Origin of the sequence: Mycobacterium bohemicum DSM 44277, assembly GCF_001053185.1 — a bacterium.
Lineage (GTDB): Bacteria > Actinomycetota > Actinomycetes > Mycobacteriales > Mycobacteriaceae > Mycobacterium > Mycobacterium bohemicum.
The window spans coordinates 164,372-180,537 of the sequence record NZ_CSTD01000001.1; the positions used below are offsets into that span (position 1 = coordinate 164,372).

Annotated in this window: 14 protein-coding genes and 1 pseudogene; 8 read left to right on the plus strand and 7 right to left on the minus strand. The window is 64.4% G+C overall.

Annotated features, from left to right (window positions below; genetic code table 11):
• Positions 1-113: 113 nt before the first annotated feature.
• A complete protein-coding gene (locus BN971_RS00790) occupies positions 114-1,844 on the minus strand; it encodes a SulP family inorganic anion transporter (protein ID WP_085182889.1) in 1,731 nt (576 codons plus the stop codon).
• 935 nt (positions 1,845-2,779) lie between these two features.
• On the opposite strand from BN971_RS00790, the gene BN971_RS00795 reads away from it, so the two are divergent.
• Entirely contained in the window at positions 2,780-3,208 is a 429-nt protein-coding gene (locus BN971_RS00795) for a hypothetical protein (RefSeq protein ID WP_139027020.1), read from the plus strand.
• A 230-nt stretch (positions 3,209-3,438) separates the two neighbouring features.
• Here BN971_RS00795 and BN971_RS00800 read toward each other — a convergent pair whose 3' ends face one another.
• From BN971_RS00800 to BN971_RS26205, 4 genes are all read right to left on the minus strand, one after another.
• Positions 3,439-3,963, minus strand: coding sequence for an MTB12 family secreted protein (locus BN971_RS00800; RefSeq protein WP_085182887.1), 525 nt, complete (start codon positions 3,961-3,963; stop codon positions 3,439-3,441).
• Between the two features lie 213 nt (positions 3,964-4,176).
• Complete coding sequence (locus BN971_RS00805; protein ID WP_090349719.1) at positions 4,177-4,632, minus strand: cupredoxin domain-containing protein; 456 nt, start codon at positions 4,630-4,632, stop codon at positions 4,177-4,179.
• A gap of 171 nt (positions 4,633-4,803) precedes the next feature.
• Positions 4,804-6,405, minus strand: a complete 1,602-nt coding sequence (locus tag BN971_RS26400) for an alkaline phosphatase family protein (RefSeq protein WP_428978052.1) — start codon at positions 6,403-6,405, stop codon at positions 4,804-4,806.
• Positions 6,351-6,938 carry a PE family protein gene (locus tag BN971_RS26205; RefSeq protein ID WP_139027021.1) on the minus strand — a complete coding sequence of 196 codons (588 nt, stop codon included), beginning with the start codon at positions 6,936-6,938 and terminating at the stop codon, positions 6,351-6,353. Before BN971_RS26205 ends, BN971_RS26400 begins: the two co-directional genes overlap by 55 nt.
• Before the next feature lie 265 nt (positions 6,939-7,203).
• Here BN971_RS26205 and BN971_RS00820 point away from each other — a divergent pair.
• Both BN971_RS00820 and BN971_RS00830 read left to right on the plus strand, forming a co-directional pair.
• Positions 7,204-7,393 (plus strand): annotated as a pseudogene (locus BN971_RS00820) (hypothetical protein); the annotation flags it as partial.
• Positions 7,394-8,325: 932 nt separating this feature from the next.
• The gene (locus tag BN971_RS00830; protein ID WP_245836490.1) at positions 8,326-9,471 is read left to right on the plus strand and encodes a cytochrome P450; all 1,146 of its coding nucleotides are present in this window, start codon (positions 8,326-8,328) and stop codon (positions 9,469-9,471) included.
• A 285-nt stretch (positions 9,472-9,756) separates the two neighbouring features.
• Here BN971_RS00830 and BN971_RS00835 read toward each other — a convergent pair whose 3' ends face one another.
• A complete protein-coding gene (locus BN971_RS00835) occupies positions 9,757-10,035 on the minus strand; it encodes a DUF732 domain-containing protein (protein ID WP_372511885.1) in 279 nt (92 codons plus the stop codon).
• A gap of 875 nt (positions 10,036-10,910) precedes the next feature.
• Between BN971_RS00835 and BN971_RS00840 the strand changes: the two genes are divergently transcribed.
• The 5 genes from BN971_RS00840 to BN971_RS00860 all read left to right on the plus strand — a co-directional run bounded on the left by BN971_RS00840 (position 10,911) and on the right by BN971_RS00860 (position 15,020).
• Positions 10,911-12,182 (plus strand): fatty acid desaturase family protein, encoded by a 1,272-nt coding sequence (locus BN971_RS00840; RefSeq protein WP_085179069.1) that lies wholly within the window; start codon positions 10,911-10,913, stop codon positions 12,180-12,182.
• 63 nt (positions 12,183-12,245) lie between these two features.
• Positions 12,246-13,250 carry a glycoside hydrolase family 6 protein gene (locus BN971_RS00845; RefSeq protein ID WP_085179070.1) on the plus strand — a complete coding sequence of 335 codons (1,005 nt, stop codon included), beginning with the start codon at positions 12,246-12,248 and terminating at the stop codon, positions 13,248-13,250.
• Between the two features lie 38 nt (positions 13,251-13,288).
• Positions 13,289-14,191, plus strand: a complete 903-nt coding sequence (locus BN971_RS00850) for a TPM domain-containing protein (protein ID WP_090349721.1) — start codon at positions 13,289-13,291, stop codon at positions 14,189-14,191.
• 153 nt (positions 14,192-14,344) lie between these two features.
• Positions 14,345-14,602, plus strand: coding sequence for a ribbon-helix-helix domain-containing protein (locus BN971_RS00855; protein ID WP_085179072.1), 258 nt, complete (start codon positions 14,345-14,347; stop codon positions 14,600-14,602).
• On the plus strand, positions 14,589-15,020 hold the full coding sequence (locus BN971_RS00860) for a type II toxin-antitoxin system VapC family toxin (protein ID WP_085179073.1): 432 nt from the start codon (positions 14,589-14,591) through the stop codon (positions 15,018-15,020). Before BN971_RS00855 ends, BN971_RS00860 begins: the two co-directional genes overlap by 14 nt.
• A 2-nt stretch (positions 15,021-15,022) precedes the next feature.
• Here the strand turns inward: BN971_RS00860 and BN971_RS00865 are convergent, their stop codons facing one another.
• Complete coding sequence (locus BN971_RS00865; protein WP_085179074.1) at positions 15,023-16,054, minus strand: amidohydrolase family protein; 1,032 nt, start codon at positions 16,052-16,054, stop codon at positions 15,023-15,025.
• Between the last annotated feature and the right edge of the window lie 112 nt (positions 16,055-16,166).

Sequence of the window (16,166 nt, forward strand, 5' to 3'; positions counted from 1 at the left end):
GGGCTCATCCCAAACAGTCCATGCGCCACGAATGACATTGGCGCACAGCGGCACTCGGCGCTGGCTACTGGCCACGGGTGAACGAATGGTGCGGCGTCGAAGCCGCGCCAGTGTCAATCCGTTGCCTGAGGGGCTCCCATCTCCTCGAGGCTGGCCAGGGCAATTCGTGTGCTTGTCTCGTGTTTGGACAGGGGCCGCATGTGGTCCCATCCCTCGATCACCAGCGTCGGACCCTGGTCTTGGCCGCGGAACTCCTCCAGGAAATAACGGAGCGATTCACCTGTGGTGTGGTCGACGAGAGGCACGCGCGAACTCAAGTGGAGATGTACCGCCCGTGTATCGTCCGGAAGCTGCCCGAGCTCCCGAATCACGTGGAATAGGTTGAAGCACACCAGCGGCCCATCCAAGTACAAGTGGTAGGTGCCGCCATCGAATTCCCGTTCAGACACCGGGTTGCGGAACAGACTCAGGAAACGGGAGGCAAGATTCGGTTTGGCGGATTGCGAGCCGTTGCGCAGGCTGTGCCAAAGGCCCACCAACCACAGGTTCAGTAGCAGTTCCAAGACGATGCCCGCGGCGATACCCATGAGCAGGTCCGTCGTCAACGTCACGAGCAGTGTGGTGGTGAAGACGACGAACTGCTCGATCCCGACCTGCGCGACCCGGCGCCAAAGCGCGGGCTTGCACAGGTTGTAGCCGATGAAGACCAGGATGGCGGCTAGCACCGTCAACGGGACCATGTCGATGAGGTCGCGGCCGAGCAGCAGGAACGTCAGCAGGAAGCAGGCGTTGTAGAAGTTGGCCCACTGGGTTCGGCCGCCTCCCAGAACGTTCGCCGTGGTCTTGACCATGCCGGGGATGATGGTCAGGCCACCGAGCATGCTCGATGCGACGTTGGAAACACCCATGGCCAGCAAGGTCCGGTCCGGGTCGGACCGGCGGCGATAGGGGTCGATTTTGTCCGCTGCCGCGATGGTTGCCAGGGACTCGGTCCCGTCGATCAAGACCAGGGTGACCACCAGGTAGGCGAGGGGGATCCACAGGGTGGCGTGGGCGAACACCTCGCCGAAGCGGGGGAAGACGACCCCGTGCAGCAGCGAACCGGGCACGTTGATCAAGTACTGCTTGTCCAGCTTCAGGATTAATGTGCCGACGAACGTGCCGGCGACGAACACCCAAACCGGAGGCGGGAGGATCTTCAGCATCCGCCCGGGCAGGGCCGACAGCACGAACAGCACCGCCAGGCAACCGATTCCGAGGTCGAAGACCTGTTGGTTCATCGACTCGACGTGGCGCGGCACTTCGCCGAGGATGGCCCAGAATTCGTGGGCCTCGAATTTCACTCCCATGAATAGTGGGATCTGCTTGGCGATGATCATCAGGCCGATCGCGGCCAGCATGCCCTGGATGGCCGCGGCGGGGAAGATTGCGCTCAGGCGCGCCACCTTCAGCTTGGCAAGGATCACTTGCAAGATGCCCGCGATGGCGATGGCCACCAGAACCAGGGGGTATCCCACCGTGAGCAACTCGGATTTCGAGGTGCCTCCGCCCAGGCGGATGGCTCCCAGTGTGACCATGCCAGCGAATAGGGCCGGCGCCAGTCCCGCGGCCGGGCCGCTGATGGTGACGTACGAGCCGCCCAGGAGCGGCAGGATGAAACCGGCGATGATCGCCGACGTGATCCCGCAGATCGCCGGCGCGCCCGAGGTGATCGCGATTCCCATCGAGAACGGTATCGAGATCATGGCCACCGCGAGACCCGAGCGAAGGTCATAGCGCCAATGTTTGAGCCCGGCCAGGCCATTGCGAGGCTTCTCGGTCGGAACGGTCAGATTCTCTTGCATGGGTGAGCTCTTTCAACAGCGGCTTGACACGGTGGGGAGAAGTGCCGCGAGAATTCGTGCAGCATTCAGCCGACTCCATGACGGAATGATGGAAATGAGTGGGTGGGAACGGACTATCGCGTGACAGTCGTTACGGTGGCGTGTTCCGATTCCCCGCGATCGCCGTGAAAGCCGCGCTGCAAATGCGGACGTAGAATTACGGGGTCGCCAGAGTGACTAATCCCGCGCTGGACCGCGGTGGCACCAGCCAGATGAACATCGCGCCCGTCACGATGGCCGTTGCCCGCCCGGCGGTCTGCGCAATCTCTCGCCCGGACCTTGGCGGCGCCCCCGAATGCCCCGCGAGCGCGGCAGTTACGACCGCGAATCGCGATCCCGCCGACCACACCAGCTGGCATGCGTAACTCCCACCTGTCGGCGCCTGGCCAGCCCGGGGCTGGAAGCCATCAGCATCCCCCGGGTGGCATTGTCCCGGACCCGGGTGAGTGGAGGGGGCGTGGTCGCCGCATTCACAGCAGACTGTAAGCGATGTTCACAGCGAACTTTAAGCAACCAGCGACGTCCGGGACCAGCTGTCGATGCTGACGCGCTTGGGGACTCCAGTCACCGCTCCGCGCGCCGTCACCCGCGCTCGTTCGACGCCGCGACCGCAGATCAGCCTAATTGGAATTGTCGGTCCACTTTTTTCGCCGCATGATGGCCGAGTCGTCAATCACTCTGGAAGGATGATCTCGATGCCGCGCCTCAACAGTGGCCGGCCGTTCTCCCGCTGGAACCTCCCGGCGTCGGCGGTTGCACGAACAGCCCGTTGAACTATCACGGTCCGCGGTGCATTCCGACTTCGTCGCGATAACCGGCTTCGGCCGGGGAAAGTGGCGCGTATATCTGCCAGGCGGCAGTCCGAGTCAGGGCTGACACGATGAGAGGAACTTATGATGCAGGTAGAAGATGACAAGGTCTTGAGATTAAACTCGATCTTCCTGGGCGTGTTCATGTTCTTGTTCGGGTTCTTGAAGTATTTTGAACCATTTCGCACGATGTTCGATACCCAGATAACCCAGAGCGGCCTGCCGCGACTGAGCATTCCGATGGGTAAAATCGGAGAGATGGCCATCGGCCTGGGTCTGCTTTTGCCGGCCTGCTTCAGGCAGAAGTTCTCGAATTTTCATGGCCCGGTTGTGTTCGTTGCCTCAGCCGGGCTCGTCGTCAACATGGGGATTGCGACCTACGTGCACCTGCAGCCGGAAGTGCCGGCAAAGGTGCTACCCCTAGGGATAAAGCCCCCGTTCATTCCACTGTTCGTCATGTTCTTGGCGGCAGTGAATCTCTATCGACTCTATCGAGACCGTAGCGACCAACGCTGAGACGGTCCGACGCGCACCGAGCAGCAAATCCTGCCCGCGCACAGTCCGCAGCGCACCCGATAGCAGCCAGCCGATCAACAGTCGAACACGCTGCGCCCGAACGGATTACCCTGCTGCGCGGGAGTAACCATCAACTGCCGTCAGTTGCACAAAGGAGCACGTGGGACCCGCTCGTATCTCGCCCGCCCACCGATCACCCCATTGAACAGGCCGTCACCGAAAAGCCGGATTCAGTTCCCGGCGACGGCCTGCACCAGCATGGTCGCGGAAGGGCTTGACAACACCCAGTTACCGTTCTGATTAACGAACATGAGGGGCTTCGTAACCGGGGCACTCAGCTTCGGACCCGAGACGGCCACATCGGACATGACCGTGGTCGGACCGTTCTGCTGGATGTTGGAGACGACAAACGACAACGGCAGCTGCCCGTTCCGGTAGGCCACTCGCAGCTCGTGATCCATCTGGTGGCCCTCGCCTGACCCGATGCCGCCCTCGACCAGACCATCTTTGGTCCAATACGACACGCCGGGATTGGACAGGTTATTGAGGATATCGGTCAATTGGCCAGGGGTCGGCAGGAGCATTGTCGACGCGGGTTGCGGGTCCTGCGGTAGGGGAGCGCCCACGGAGGCCAGTTGAACCTGAGGGGGGCCCGCAGGTGCAATGCCCGATGCGCTGGATATCAGCCCGGCGGCGCCACCGCCAACGACGGCCAGTGCCGCCGCGCTGACGGCAACCGATTTCATGGATTTCATGGCTCTCCCTGTTGTGCGCATCCACGCGCGGGGCTGTTCCCCGCATCGTGCTGCCGACACTTGTACTGGGCACATCGTGCCTCAATGTGGGGGCCCAAACCTGCTCTGCATCAATCGGTATCAACCTGTTAGCAAACTGTGGCGTCGATCCTCATCGCCGACTCATGACGAAACTCGCCGCTGTACTGGGCTCGGACAGTTGAAGGTTGAGGCTTACCGCCCGGTCTGGTCGACAACCAGTTCGCCGTGCATCGACGGCTGATCTGCGGAGTGATACGGGTAGGTGCCGGGCTTGTCGGGACCGATGAACACCGTTTCGCTGCGGGGCGCCACGTGCACGTCGAACAGGCCCGGGGCATCCGACGTGACGGTGTGTTCGACGTCGTCTCTGTTGAGCACCCTGACTTGCGTTGCCGGCGGTACGTTTAGGTGGGAGAAGGTGTTGTTTTCAATCGTGATGGCGAACGGGGACACCAGGAGCGACGGCTGGCTCGTCGCCCCTGTCTGCTTTGGCGCCGCCGCCTGATGGCCCCCGCCGCATCCCGCGACAAAGCACACCAAGGCGAGGACCGCGACTGCGCGGAGCGTCGCCCCCACACTCCCGAACCCCGGGCCACCGATTGGCCGAGTGATGCCGCGGGCGCGGCCGGGTCGATCGGACTTCCTCATCACGCCTCCCGAGCGCTGCGCTGTGGTCAAGGTCTGCGGCCCCCAAAGCGGGTCTCAACCTGGCATACCCGGGCGCGACCACATGTAACGCGGTGTATCCGTTGCGGCATGGCCACTCCGCGAAACTTTTGCACAACCTCCGTGTGCTTCCGCGCTAACCGCGGCCGGCCATTACGTCCAGAAATCGTTCATGGGTTGGGCGTACATGTCGTTATCCGTGAGCGGGGCCAAGGCTCCCGGCGTCGGACTCAAGGCGTCTTCAATAGTGGCCATCAGGCTGTACTCGTCGTAGTAGCTGTTGGTGACGAAGTGGCCGGATTGCATCCCCCCGGTCACGGCTCCCTGGTTCGGGATGACGATCATCGGAACGTTGTTGCCCTGGTTGCCGATGCCCAGTGACAGGTTGTTGTAGTCCTCGTCCCACGTGATGATGATCACGTCTTTCTCCGTCGGGTCAGTCCAGGTAGGCGAACTCTCAATGGTCGACACCTGTTGCTGGACGAACTGGTCTCCGGCGGAAACGTTGTATTGATGCGTGGTGAGTTGGCTGCCAACGAAATTGGCGATGGCGGTGGGCGAATTGATCGGGCCCTCCATGTTGTTCGCTTCGTTGGCGGCCAGCCACGCGAATTGCGGTGCGGTGCTCGGGTTTTGGAGATCGGTGCTCAGTTGACTGAGGGGGAGAAGATGCGTCTGCAGGTAGGCGGGGCTGTTGTTGTAGACGTAGCTGAAATTCGCGAAAGGCAATTGGTCGACGGCGTAGTCGCCCGACGACACGATGTCGCCCGGGTAGGGCATGCTCTGCGCGTAGCCGGCCCAACTCACGCCATTCTGATCCATTTCTTGCATGAGGCTCGGCGCGTTGATGGAGTTCGGGGACGGGTTGTAGTCGATGCCGAAGTCCGACCCTCCCATGATCCGGAAATAGTTGGGGTCGCTGGGGTGGCCCAGCGCGTAGTAATTACTCGCGTATCCGTAGCTGTTGATCAGGGAGTTGATATACGGCGCGTTGGGGCTGCCGAGAATGTCACCGACGCCGTGGTTCTCCATGTAGATGAGGAACACGTGATCGAGCTGGCCCACGTTGGACACCGGTGGGGTGAGCGGCGCCGCGGTGAGGCTTGGATCGCCGACGGTGAACGACAGGTTGTCGACGTAGGCGTTGTTGTAGTTGCCCAGAACAGGGTCGTGGTCGGCGAACGTCGCCGTGACCACCGCCGAGGTGGTGCCCACCGGGATCGTTCCGGAGATGTCGCGTGCCTGAAACCCGGTGACGCCCAAGCGATCCAGCGAGGTGACCGGCCCCAGCGAGCCGGTGCCCAGAACGGATCCTCCGGAGCTCAGGAAGGTGACCTGCACCGAAGTGGAGGACGGGTCCAAGAGATAGCCGCCAAGCATGCCGCTCAGCGTGTAAGGCGTTGTGCCCGTGTTGATCTGGCCGGATGCGGCAAGGAGGTTGACGGTTTGGCTGATGCTGGAGGTGGCCACGGGCCCGCCGCCCGCGAAATTGTTGCCGCCGCCCGGGGGCGCGGTGCCGGGGAAGCTGAGGAAGCCGGGCAGGTCCGGGATCGAAAAGGGCCCCGGATAGCCGCGCGCGGTGCCATAGGCGATCACGGTCGGGGTGCCGGTCACCGTCCAGCCCGGAATGGTCACCGAGCTGTAGCCGGACCCGGACGGGTCGGCGATTTCGAACCCCGGGTTCACCAGCAGGTTCTGGCTCATCGGCAATCCGGGGATCCCGTTGCTGCCGAGCAGCAGCCCGCCGGTCCCCACGGTTCCCGGGCCACCCAGCAGCGCGAGGCTGGCGGCGTTGCCGCCGTTGCCGCCGTTGCCGCCGCGCCGTCGCCGACCAGCCACCCCCCGGCGCCCCCGTCGGCCCCGGTCCCGGGCGCGCCGTTGGTTCCGTTGCCGATCAGCGGTCGTCCGGTCAGCGCCAGCGAGGGCCCGTTGACCTCGGCCAGCAGGCTCTGCTCCAGGTTCTGCAGCTGCGGGGTTTCCAGCAGCGTCTGCAGCAACGATCCGTTCGCGGCCTCCGCGGCCGCGTACGTGCCCGCCCCGGCGCCGAGCGTCCGCACGAATTGCTGCTGAAAGGCCGACGCCTGGGCGCCGAGCTCCTGATACGTCTGCGCATAGGTGCCGAACAGCCGCGCGATCGCCGCCGACACCTCGTCGGCGGCCGCCGCGGCGATGTCGGTGGTCGCCGGCGCCCAAGACGCCGTCGCCTGGCTGATCGCCTCCCCGATTCCACTCAGATCCGCCGAGGCTGCGGCCAAAGCCTCAGGTGCTGCGAACAGGGAAGTTGACATCGACAGCTCCCATCGACGGGCGACCGGAACCGCTAACTGTATTCACCGGATCGAGGAATCGGAAGGCCGACATGCACGCCGTTACAGCGCTCCCCGGATGGCGCCGGTTCGGGCTGCGCCGGCCTCGCTCGGGGCCAGGTCACCATGCTTCTGATTACCGGACAAGCATCTCGAACGAGCGGCGCGAACTGTTGACGACGAAGCGGTTGAGCAAACGGCTATCGGAGGTGCAATTCAGCGTGCAAGCGATCGTCGCAAGTGACCGCGCATCCTTGCGCCGTTATCCGCCGACATCGACCACACGGTGGCCGCGGCGTTGCCGATTTCCGGACTGACCGCGCGGCAGGGGCTTATTCGACGTGCTCGGCGGCGAAATCCTCAGGCGCTCCGCGTCCTTGGTGCGTTCCGGCGGTGCGCTGGTAACCATCGCCGAACCACCGCGCGTCCCGCCGGAGCGCGGCAGCGATTTAGGCCTGAACTTTACGCCGCAACAACACAACAAACTTTGATCGTTTTCACAGGTTGCGTGGACCGATGTTCAAGCAATCGGTCGTAAATTTTGTCCATCGTGAACCTGGGGAGCGCCGCTGGTAGGACTCGGCGACGGCAGCGGGCCGTCGCGATTGTCGCTGCGGTCAGCCTCTTCGTTGCCCTGATCGCCGGATCCTCGTTGCGTCCCCAGCTGGCAGCGGCTGCACTGCCGGAGCCGGCGGTGTGGACCCATGCGAGCGGCGCTGTCCAACTACATGCCGGCCAGGTGCAACATGCCCAACCCATCAGCCGTGTGGACCACGGCTTGTCACCGGGCTCGACGAATAAGAAGCCATTCCACAGCATGTGGATGACGCGTGGCCGACCGACCGGTTGGACCGACGTGGCGCCGCACTCGGGCTGGTTGGCGTTACCGGCGTCGTTTGCCGCGTCAAAATTTCAACCAGACGGAGCCCAAGCGGCATCCGAGCCCGCTCGCGTTGATCGCGATATCTTGACCAGGCTCGGCCTGCTGCGCTGCTGAGCCTTCAGCGCGCTGTTGTGCCGTCTGCCTCGGCCCTGTGAGGCCAACGCGCACAACGACTTTCCTTGACATTGCGGCTCCGATGGGCCAAGGGCATGCACGCGATCTGAGTGTGTTCGCGCTGAATCACCGTGCAGCGGTGACGGACCGAGTCATCCGCCCGAACGTGCAGACCACCCGGAGCTCCGGTCGATTTGTTACGCCAATTCTGCGGAGAACAGTCATGGTTACCAGCACGACTCAACCTGCTCGACCCCTCGCATCGCAGGTGAGAAGGCAATGAAATTTGTTACGCAAGAAGCCGATACCGGGCAACAAGACTCAGGTGACAGTTGCGGCAAGGGACAGCCTGCCGCGTTCCACCTCCCCAGGATGGAACATTCGACGCTACCGATAGCACAAGACCGTGGCGTCGGATGGAAGACGTTGCGCGACGCCGGGCCAGTCGTGTTCATGAACGGCGCCTATTACCTGACGCGCCGCGAGGACGTGCTGGCTGCACTGTGCCAACCCAACTTGTTCTCGGCGCACCTGGCGTTGCAGCCGCCCGGCAGCCCCGTTCCGGTGCTGCCTTCGGCCTTCGACCCCCCCGAGCACACCCGCTACCGAAAAGTCCTGCAACCGCATTTCAGCCCGCAGGCGTTGAGCAGATCCCTGCCCGTGATGGAGCGCCACGCCGCTGAAATGATCACCGCCCTCGCCCGCCGCGGCGAGTGCGAGGTGATGGCGGAATTCGCACGCCTCTACCCGTATCAGGTCTTCATGGATCTCTACGGGCTCCCGCGTGAGGACCGGGATCGCGTGATCGGCTGGAAGGACGCGGCGGTGCACGGCAAGCCCGAGGGCAACGACATGTTGGCCTATTTCATGGAGGCCATCCGGGAACGTCGGCGCAGCCCTGGCTCCGACATGTTGTCCCAGGTGATGACCGGTCCCGGCGAGCTTACCGACCTCGAGTTGCTCGGCATGAGCCACCTGCTCGTCCTGTCCGGCCTGGACACGGTCGCCGCGGCGATCGGGTTCTCACTCTTTGAATTAGCGCGCCGACCGCGGCTACGCGCAGAGCTTCGCGACCAACCCGAGCAGATCAAGGTTTTCATCGAAGAGATCGTCCGGCTTGAGCCGGCGGCGCCGTTGGCGGCCCGGGTCACCACCGACTTCGTGACGGTGGGCGGCATGACGCTTCCCCCCGGCACACCGGTGCGTTTGTGCACAGCCGCGATCAACCGCGACGGCACCGACGCGACATCGACAGACGAGCTGGTCATGGACGGAAAGGTGCACCGGCACTGGGGATTCGGCGGCGGCCCGCACCGCTGCTTAGGCTCCCACCTGGCACGGCTTCAACTGACCATCATCATCGGCGAATGGCTCACGCAGATCCCCGACTTCCGGCTCCCCCCGGGCTACACCCCGGAGATCACCTTTCCGTCAAAAAGCTTTGCGCTCAAAGCGCTACCACTGAGCTGGAGCGTGCCGCGGATTCGCGATGCCGCTGCGTCGATGCAAGGGCGCTGACGCCGTACTCGTGCACGGCGACAACCAAAAAATACCGCCGACGATGGAAGGTCGTGGGCCGATAGAATTCGCACTCATGTGAGTTATCGTGTGCACCACGAAATTGCGTCGCCGCACCGGTACATGCCGACACCTAAAATGGAACGCTTTGTTTCAGGACCGTGCAGCGGGGGCGGCACTCACTGCGGTAACTTCCCGCCCGCGAACGCTCATAATTTGCGTGCTCGATCGCCGCGTCGCGGTGCGATAAGAGACAGTTTTCGTCCTTAATTCCGTCACGCCGGACTAATAGTCCGGACAGAGGTCGGCTATGGCGTAGTTGACGAGTTCGTCGGCTTGCTGTTGGGTGAGTCCACGACCGCCCTGCACGGCCTCGGAGCGTTGCAGAGCTAATGTCTTTAGCTGTTCGGAAGAAACGCCGTAACTTACTTGGACGCATAATTTCTGGCCCGTGTCCAACAGTGCCGAATCGCCGCCGACCTCGTGGATCCCTGCCCTGTGCAGGTCCGCGAGATAAGAGCCGGCATCAGCGCGCGCTGAGCCGGCCCAGAAGATCCCGGCCACCAGAAGTGGGCAGCTTATTGCCGCTGAGCCCATGAATAGGCTATAGCGCCTGTGCGTGACCATAGCTCTATCTCCTCTCGTTATATCGGACTCAATTGAAAGACTCGATCTTGGAAGACCTCCACAAACTGCAGTGCGAGGTGAGACGCCGCGATGGCAGGTCGTCACTGTCAATTATAATAGTCCGCCTGGCTGTGAAACAGCTTCAAAATTCGTCGGAATGGACTGCCATTATCATGCAATCTGAAGCGTGCCGGCATTTGCGTCATCGGACTGGGCTGACTTTCCGAATAGGGCGTTATCGGCCCGAAACACCGTGGCGCCGCGCATGGTGATCTGACCGAAGCAAAATTCAGGGCCGGCCGACGTTGCCGCGCACGAGCCGGCATTCGCCCGCAGCTATTCGCCGGAGGTTTCGCTGGCCCGCATGCTCAAGCTGGACGCGTTCAACGCATATGCGAGGCGCGCGACCCACGAGGTGTTGCGCGTCACATCCCACGCGCCGCCCTGATCGCCGTCGCCCACCACCGTCCACGCGCGTTCACGGCGCTGCGGCACCGAATCTGTGCGATGATGGACGGGATCATGATCGGCGATCGCACAACCGCTCGCCGATTGCCGTCAGGCATCGCGGCCAGACACACCGTCGAGCCTGAAGCCCCAACAACGGGACTGGCGCTTATCGTGTAGTGAGCCGCCGCCCGCCTCGTCGTGCCAACATACTGGTTCGGCGAACCATATTGCGGCGCAATTCATCTCGCTTCGGCGGGTCGGACCTGTGGATTGCGTAAGTTCGCCGCCAGGCGGGAACCCGCAGGCCGCGCGGCCCGTTGGGGGAGTGGTGCAGACACCGAAGAACGTAAAGGGGAGGAACCTTGGCGATCACTGACGTTCCAGCCTTCGCCCATCTGGCTGAGGCCGACATCGAGAGTCTGGCCGTTGAGCTGGACGCGATCCGGGAGGAAGTCGAGGACTCACTGGGCGAGCGCGATGCCCGCTACATCCGGCGGACCGTCGCGGCGCAACGCGTGCTCGATCTGGCCGGCCGGCTGATGCTGGCCGGTAGCTCGAAACGCGCTGCCTGGTGGGCGGGGACCGTGACGCTGGGGCTGGCCAAGATCATCGAGAACATGGAGATCGGCCACAACGTCATGCACGGCCAGTGGAACTGGATGAACGATCCCGAGATCCACTCCTCGAATTGGGAGTGGGACATGAGCGCGGCGTCGAAGCACTGGATTTCGGCCCACAACTTTCAGCACCACAAGTACACCAACATCCTGGGCATGGACGACGACGTCGGGTACTTCATCCTGCGCGTCACCCGCGACCAGCCGTGGGAGCCCTACAACCTCGGCAACCTGCTGTACAACGCCGTCCTCGCGCTCGGGTTCGAGTGGGGCATCGGCCTGCAGACCGTCGACCTGGAAAAGTTGTTCAAGCCCGGCCCGGAGCGCGACACCACCGCCGTGCAGACGCGTGAATTTTCGACCAAGGCCGGCCGACAGCTGTTCAAGGATTATGTCGCGTTCCCCGCGCTGACGTCGCTGTCGCCCGCGGCGACGTTCAAGTCCACCCTGAAGGCGAACGCGGTGGCCAACGTCATCCGCAACGTCTGGGCCAACGCGGTCATCTTCTGTGGCCATTTCCCCGACGGCGCAGAGAAATTCACCAATACGGACATGATCGGTGAAAGCAAGGGCCACTGGTATTTGCGGCAGATGCTGGGCAGCGCCAACTTCGAAGCCGGGCCGGTGTTGCGGTTCGTGAGCGGCAACCTGTGCTATCAGATCGAGCACCACTTGTTCCCCGATCTCCCGAGCAACCGGCTGCACGAGGTCTCGCTGCGGGTGCGCGCGTTGTGCGACAAGTACGACCTGCCGTACACCACCGGCTCGTTCTTGGTCCAGTACGGCAAGACGTGGCGCACGATCGCCAAACTGTCGCTGCCGAACTCCTACCTGCGCGACACCTCCGACGACGCGCCCGAAACCCGCAGCGAGCGGATGTTCGCCAAACTCGAGCCCGGTTACGCCGCGACGGACCGCGTGACGGGACGGCGCCGCGGGCTCAACACGGCGATCGCGGCGGTGCGTCAATGGCGGGCCGAGAAGCCGGGGCGGCGCCCGGTCGGGATCGTCACCTAGCGCCCCCCGAGCTAGCGCCCCGGCAATTGGCGCTCGCTGCGCGGGAGCACTAGTTTCCCTCAGGTGATGTTTTCAGCTACCCGCGGTGTCGCGCGGTGGATCGCTCCAGTCCTGGCTGTCACGGCCATCGCCGGCATGGGTTTTGCGGCCAACCCCGCTGATGTCCGTCCCGCGCCGGCGGTCCGCCTGACCAGTGACGCGAACCCATTGGCGGGCATGCCCTTCTACGTCAATCCCGCCTCGGCGGCCATGCGTGCCGCACAGCAGGCCAACCCGCCCAGCCCCGAGTTGACCGCCATCGCCAACACGCCGCAGGCCTACTGGGTGGTCCCGGGCTCGTCGGCGGCCACCGTCGCGAAGTACACCGGCGACGCGCAGGCGGCCGGTGCCATCCCGGTGCTGGCGCTCTATGGAATCCCGCACCGCGACTGCGGGAGCTTCGCGGCGGGCGGCTTCGCGACGGGCAGCGACTACCGCGCCTGGATCGACGGCATCGCCTCCGACGTCGGCGCCTCGCCCGCGGCGATCGTCGTCGAACCCGACGCGCTCGCCATGGCCGACTGCCTGTCGGCCGACCAGCGCCAGGAGCGCTACGACCTGATCCGCTACGCCGTCGACACGCTGACCCGGAATCCGGCCGCCGCGGTCTACGTCGACGCCGGTCACCTGCGCTGGCACAGCGCGGAGGACATGGCCGCCCGGCTCAACAACGCCGGTGTCGGGCACGCGCGGGGCTTCAGCGTCAACACCGCGAACTTCTTCACCACCGCGGACGAAATCGGCTACGGCGAGTCGATTTCGGGGCTCACCAACGGTTCGCACTACGTCGTCGACACGTCGCGCAACGGCGCCGGACCGGCGCCCGACTCCGCGCTCAACTGGTGCAACCCGAGCGGCCGGGCCCTGGGCACTCCGCCCACCTCCGCCACCGCGGGTGCACACGCCGACGCCTACCTGTGGATCAAACGTCCCGGTGAATCCGACGGGACATGCGACAAAGGCGATCCGCCGGCGGGCACGTTTGTGAACCAGTACGCCATCGACCTCGCCCGCAACGCGGGCCACTAGGACCTGGCGCTCAACGCATCGACGGCTAGATTGCCCGTATGCGTCTAGTTCGCCTGTTCGGTGTCGTCCTGACGATCCTCACGGCGGGGGTGGTGCTGGCGAGCCCCGCCGGCGCGCAACCGCCGTCCAGGCTCACCGATCACGTCACCGATAGCGCCGGGGTCTTGACCGACTCCAATAGGGCGGCGGTCACCTCGGCGATCGACCGGCTCTACCGCGACCGGCACATCCAGCTGTGGGTGGTCTACGTCGACAACTTCTCCAGGTTCAAGCCCGACAACTGGGCCAACGGGACCCGCACCGCCAGCGGGATGGGCGACCGCGACGTCCTGCTGGCCGTGGCCGTCAACACCAAGCTGTACGCGTTCGACGCCCCGCCGAACGTGCGGGCGCTCACGGCGGCCGACCTGAACAGTCTGCCCAGCAATCGAATCGAGCCGGCGGTCAACGCCAGGGACTGGAGCGGTGCCGCGATCGCCGCGGCCGACGGGCTGGACCAAGCGCCCAGTTCGCCCAAGCCCAGGCCCATCTGGCCGATGATCGCGATCGGTGTCGCCGTCGTTGTCGCCGTCGTGCTGGCGATCCTGCTCTATCGCGCGCGCCGGCGCCGCCGGGTGGCCCCGAGCGGCGCCCATGCCATCGAGGCGGGCGATCAGTCGTTGCCGCAGGCGTTGAGCACCGCCGACGCCAGACTGCGGCAGATCTCCGACTACGTCGCCAGGCATCGCGAAGCTGTCCACGCGGAGGCCAAATCCCGCGTCGAAGAGGCGAAACGGCACCTGGCGGCGGCGCGCGGCAAGGAGACAACGAACGACGCCGAAGCCATCGCCCATGCCAACAGGGCTTCGACGTTGGCCGCCGAGGCGCAATCGCTGGCCAACGCCGACGTGCTGGCCGCCCATCGTGCGCGCCGGCGTCCGGGCACCGCATCGACTCGGTAACCGGACCGGTCCCGACGTCCCGTGGTCTAAGAGGCCATCACGTTCGGGAATGGGCGGGGGTCAGGATCACCACGGGCCAGTCGTTGTCGCAGGCCCGGCCGCACAGGTGACGTTCAAACATATTGATGTCAATTGCTGATGCTAAGATGCCACATGCGAACCACGATCCGCATCGACGACGACCTGTACCGCCGGGTGAAGGAGATGGCCGCTCGTTCCGGGCGGACCGTGGCTGCGGTTCTCGAAGACGCCGTTCGGCGTGGTCTGACCCCGGTGGAACCGCGACCGACGGGCCGCTATGCCGTCCGGCCGACCGGACGGGGAGGGCTCCGGCCAGGTTTGGACCTCTCCTCGAACGCGGCCGTCGCTGAGGCGCTGGACGAGGAAACCTCGATCGATGCTCTGCGTTGACGTCAACGTCCTGGTCTATGCGCACCGGGCCGACCTCCCCGAGCATTCAAGCTATCGACGATTGCTGGAACGGCTGGCCAACGACGACGAGCCGCTGGGTCTGCCCGATCTGGTTCTCGGTGGCTTCGTGCGCGTCATCACCAATCGGAGAGTCTTTACCGAGCCGACGAACTCCGACGAGGCGTGGCAAGCCGTCGATGCACTCCTCGAGGCGCCATCGGCAATGAGACTTCGCCCAGGACAACGGCATTGGACGTTATTTCGGCAGCTTGCGTCGGACATCGACGCTCGTGGCAACGATATCGCCGTCGCCTACCTGGCCGCGTACTCGCTGGAGAACAACGCCACGTGGTTGAGCGCGGACCGTGGCTTCGCGCGCTTTCGCCGACTGCGCTGGACGCATCCATCGGACCTATGAGTTCAGTTGGTGCCGATCAGCCGGACCATGCCGCGCATCGCAGCTCTGCTTGCCCGGTAACGGATCTCGTCGATCATCGACCGGCCTGGCGGCGGATGCGCCGAGCCCAGCCGGGGAAACAGCGCCAGCGCGTTGGTGCGTTCGATGGCCTCCCGGGTTGAGGCGTCCTGAGCGAGATAGTCTTCCAAGCCGGCGGCGAACAGTTTTCCGGCCGCCACGGGCGCAAAAGGGAAGTCGGAGCCGAACGTGACGTGGCCCGGTTTCGCAAAGGCGAGCAATGTCGGCAGGGCGGCGGCGCTGGACGACAGCGCCGTGTCGAAATAGAAGCTGGAAAAGTCATCGAGGCTATCGGCGAGGCTGCGCCCGGTATCGCTCATGATCGACACCGCCATCCGGTAGGACGCGTACGGCACGAATCCGCCCGCATGGCTGAGAATGAACTTGATGCGGGGATACTTGCGCCGAATCCCATTGCGTACCAGTAGATAAGCTGCGCGAGTGGTGTCGAGCAGGAAGTCGGTGGCGAAGGGCAGGACGCCGGCAACCGCGGGCCCGGGCAGGTCGGCCGGGTGGATGAAAACTACGGCCGCGCGCGCGTCGAGGGCCGCAAAGAGATCGTCTTGGCCGTCCTGACCGATGTAGGTGCCGGCGCTGTTGGCCAAGAGCACCACGCCGTCGGCGCGCAGCTCGTCGAGCGCCCGAACCGCCTCGGCGACCGACTGTTCAAAATGAGGCGTCGGCAGCGTGGCGAAGAACCCGAATCGATCCGGCCGCGAGGCGACCAGCGCGGCGTTGTAATCGTTGATGTCCCGGGCCAGGGCGGCCGCCTCCGCGGGTTTCGGCAAGAACGTTGTTCCCGGAGTCGACACCGACAGGATCGCGGTGGCGACGCTCAAGTCGGACATTGCCTGCAGGGCGGCTTCCGGGCTCCAGTCGGGCAGAGCCCGGCCCCCCGCGTCGTCAAAGTTCGCCTTGCTCAACGCCTTGCGGTAGTCGGGCGGGATGAGATGGGCGTGGGTGTCGATGCGATGCACGGGTACCTGCTCGGTCAGCTGTCGGCGATGGAGTGACCCACTACGCTAATGTAGCGAACGCTACAGAGTCAATTTCGTCGCTTTGCTCAGCGTCATCCAGGGCCGACAGCGC